Here is a 3,451-nt window from a genome sequence, read left to right as displayed (position 1 = left end):
CCCTGGCCGAAAACGCGCAGCCGCCTGGAAGCCGCCCTCGGACAGCCGGTGACGAAACCACAGTGGAACGGGCTCACCCGCGCCTGGAAAGAGGCGATGGCCGAAGCGCGCATCGCCCAAAATAGTTACGCCGACCGGCTGGCCGCGATCACGCAGCTTTACCGGGGCCGCATTAGCGAACTCCTACCGCCGCTCGAACAGGTCGGCAGTTTCGACGGCGCGTCCCTCTTCCCCAAGCTGGAAAAAGAACGCGGCCTACCGCTGACTAAGGAAGAAAAACTCGCCCTCGCCGACGCCGATAAGGCGCGCCGCGCCCAGGTTCAGCCCATCGTGAGCCGAATGGCCGACGCTTACGCCCTTGCGCTGGGCCTGCCGCTCGACACGGTCAAGCGCGCGCTTAGTAGCGCCGTTCCGGCGGCATCAGCACCACCGTCCGCGCCGCCGCCGGCCAAGAACTGAAGGCGAAGATCCAGACCGCCAGCGGCAAGAGCGGCGTGAAGCCGATCAAGGCCCACCAGGGGGAATAGCCCGCGCGGGAGAGAATCCGCGCGAGCATCCAGCCCCACAGCAGGGCGAAGGGCAGAATAACCGCCCACAAGAGCGCCAAGGACACCGCCGAGATCATCAGCCAAAACAAGCCCATGACGCCGGAAATAAGGCCGAAAATCAGCGCGAAAAACCCTTCGATCATTTGAGCCGCCGATACTGAAGCCGCGTGTCGCCATCGATCTTCGGCCAGGTGGCGAAAGCGAGAATCGCCACCGCCAGGATCGGCCCAATCAAGGGTACGAGCACAATCAGGGATAAAAACGGCGACAGGCCCGCCCGATTATAGGCAAACCACGTCGGCACGACAATCAACAGGCCCAATAGGGTCAACGGGTCCATAAAAGCTCCTCACAGGCCGCTCCCCCAGAAATGGGAGAGCGGCCCCAGAGGTGCAAGGGGGGAGTTAGACGAGTTCCATCATCGCGGCGGGTGAGAAATCTTTCAGCGCCGCCGTATCGGCCCGCAGGGTTTTCGTCGCCCACTGCGGATCGCTCAGCAGCGCCCGGCCCACGGCGACCAAATCGAACTCCTGCCGTTCCAGGCGACGCACGAGATCATCGAGGCCTTGAGTGGCCGAGCCTTCGCCTTGGAAACTGCCAAGGAAATCGCTCGACAGCCCAACCGAGCCGACGCTGATCGTGGCGGCCCCAGTGAGCTTCTTGGCCCAACCGGCGAAATTCAGCCCGTCGGCCCCATCGACCTCCGGAAACTCCGGTTCCCAGAAGCGACGCTGCGAGCAATGCAGAATATCAACCCCGGCTTCCACTAGCGGCAATAGCCAGTCGGTCATCGCATCGGGTGTTTCGGCGAGGCGGGCGGTATACTCCTGCTGCTTCCATTGGCTTAACCGCAGGATAATCGGGAAATCGGGGCCGACCGCCTGCCGCGCGGCCTTAACCACCTCAACGGCAAAGCGGCTGCGCTCCCGGATCGAAGCCCCGCCATAGCGGTCGGTGCGCAGATTGGTGCCGGACCAGAAGAATTGATCGATCAAATAGCCATGCGCGCCGTGCAGCTCGAAAGTATCGAAGCCAAGCCGCTTGGCATCCGCTGCGGCGCGGGCGAAGGCGGCAATCGTATCGGCGATATCTTCCTCGGTCATCGCGTGGCCGCGCGGTTTGCCCGGCGCTTCGAGCCCCGAGGGGCTTTCGATCAGGCTGGCCTCAGGCTCCCAGTCACCAGGGCCTTTGACCGAGCCGACGTGCCAAATTTGCGGCCCCATCCGGCCCCCGGCGGCATGCACGCCGTCGATCACCTGTTTCCAGCCCGCCAAAGCGGCTTCGCCGTGAAAGAACGGGATGCCCGGCATATTGCGCGACGCGGGCCGGTCGATCACGGTGCCTTCCGACAGGATCAACCCCACATCGGCTTCAGCACGGCGACGGTAATAGGTGGCATTGGCCTCGCCCGGAATGCCCTCGGGCGCAAAATTGCGCGTCATCGGGGCCATGACGATGCGGTTTTTTAGCGAGAGGGTTTTTAGCGAAAAAGGCTGGGAAAGGGCATTCGTTAAAATCATCATAAGGTCTCCGGTTAACGTTGACCTATAGGTATATTTTTTATATCTGGTTTCAATAAGGCACTTAAACTTCACCAGGTAGCCTTGGAGAAACCGAAATGAAGGACCCCCATCCGCAATTTCACGTCAATTGCCCAAGCCGACTGCTGTTCGATCAGATCGCCGATAAATGGTCGATGATGGTGCTGAAAGTACTGGACGATGGCCCGCAACGCTTCAACGCCATCAAACGCCAGCTCGAAGGGGTGACGCAGAAGGCGCTGACGCAATGCCTCCGGCGCTTGGAGCGCAATGGGCTGGTAGAGCGCCGCGTGATCGCGACCTCGCCGGTTGCCGTGGAGTATGAGATCACGCCGCTCGGGCGCACTTTGCAGGCCCCGTTCAAGGCGCTTTACGCCTGGACGGTCCAGAATCTCCCGGAAGTGGACGCCGCGCGCGCCGCTTTCGACGCGCGCAACGGTAGCGCCCTCGAAGCCTAAGCCGCCGCGCCCGGCAGCACGACGCCCGGTGCCGGAGCCGCCGGGCCAGGGGCGAAGCCGGTTTGGGTGCGGCGGATGCGCTGGCTTTCGGACTTTAGCTGACCGCAGGCCGCGCCAATATCCCGCCCGCGCGGCGTGCGCACCGGCGAGGCGTAGCCGGCGTTATTGAGCACCGTCACGAATTTATCGATCTGCGCGTCGGTCGAGCACTCATAGGGCGCGCCCGGCCAGGGGTTGAATGGGATCACGTTTACCTTGGCGTGAATGCCGCCGAGCAGTCGCACGAGTTCCTTGGCGTCGGCGACGCTGTCGTTCACGTCGCGCAGCATCGTATATTCGAAGGTAACGCGGCGGGCATTGCTGGCCCCGGGATAGGTGCGGCAGGCCTCCAACAGCTCAGCAATCGGATATTTCTTGTTCAGCGGCACCAGGATATCGCGCACCTCGTCGCGGACCGCGTGCAGGGAAATCGCCAACGCCACGCCAATTTCCTCGCCGGTACGGCGGATCATCGGGACCACGCCGGAGGTCGAGAGCGTGATGCGGCGGCGCGACAAAGCGATGCCCTCGTGATCCATCACGATCTGCATGGCTTTTTTGACGTTCTCGAAATTATACAGCGGCTCGCCCATGCCCATCAGCACGATATTGGACAGCATGCGCCCGTCCTGCGGGCTCGGCCATTCGCCGATACAGTCACGCGCCAGCATCACTTGCCCGACGATTTCGGCAGGGTCGAGATTGCGGACCAGCTTCATCGTACCCGTGTGGCAGAAACGACAGGTGAGCGTGCAGCCGACTTGGCTGGAGACGCACAAGGTGCCGCGATCGTCTTCGGGAATATAGACGGTTTCGATTTCATTGCCGTCGTCCATGCGCAGCAGCCACTTGCGCGTCCCATCGA

6 protein-coding genes are annotated in these 3,451 nt (G+C 62.5%); 2 read left to right on the top strand and 4 right to left on the bottom strand.

The window, feature by feature from the left end; genetic code table 11:
* On the top strand, positions 1-459 hold a 459-nt coding region (locus VZ95_RS25595; RefSeq protein WP_045776139.1), incomplete at its 5' end, for a hypothetical protein.
* Here VZ95_RS25595 and VZ95_RS12500 read toward each other — a convergent pair.
* The 3 genes from VZ95_RS12500 to VZ95_RS12490 all read right to left on the bottom strand — a co-directional run bounded on the left by VZ95_RS12500 (position 398) and on the right by VZ95_RS12490 (position 2,071).
* Positions 398-691 (bottom strand): hypothetical protein, encoded by a 294-nt coding sequence (locus VZ95_RS12500; RefSeq protein WP_045776138.1) that lies wholly within the window; start codon positions 689-691, stop codon positions 398-400. The genes VZ95_RS25595 and VZ95_RS12500 overlap by 62 nt on opposite strands.
* On the bottom strand, positions 688-888 hold the full coding sequence (locus VZ95_RS12495; RefSeq protein WP_045776137.1) for a hypothetical protein: 201 nt from the start codon (positions 886-888) through the stop codon (positions 688-690). Before VZ95_RS12495 ends, VZ95_RS12500 begins: the two co-directional genes overlap by 4 nt.
* Positions 889-952: 64 nt before the next feature.
* Entirely contained in the window at positions 953-2,071 is a 1,119-nt protein-coding gene (locus tag VZ95_RS12490) for an NADH:flavin oxidoreductase (protein WP_332308088.1), read from the bottom strand.
* Between the two features lie 95 nt (positions 2,072-2,166).
* On the opposite strand from VZ95_RS12490, the gene VZ95_RS12485 reads away from it, so the two are divergent.
* On the top strand, positions 2,167-2,547 hold the full coding sequence (locus tag VZ95_RS12485; RefSeq protein WP_045776136.1) for a winged helix-turn-helix transcriptional regulator: 381 nt from the start codon (positions 2,167-2,169) through the stop codon (positions 2,545-2,547).
* Here VZ95_RS12485 and rlmN read toward each other — a convergent pair.
* Positions 2,544-3,451: 23S rRNA (adenine(2503)-C(2))-methyltransferase RlmN (rlmN, locus tag VZ95_RS12480; RefSeq protein WP_045776135.1), on the bottom strand; the 908-nt coding region annotated here is incomplete at its 5' end. The genes VZ95_RS12485 and rlmN overlap by 4 nt on opposite strands.

This window comes from Elstera litoralis (assembly GCF_000963705.1).
Taxonomy (GTDB): Bacteria; Pseudomonadota; Alphaproteobacteria; order Elsterales; family Elsteraceae; genus Elstera; species Elstera litoralis.
Note: the sequence above shows the minus strand (reverse complement) of the source record. Positions and strands in the feature narration are given on the sequence as shown.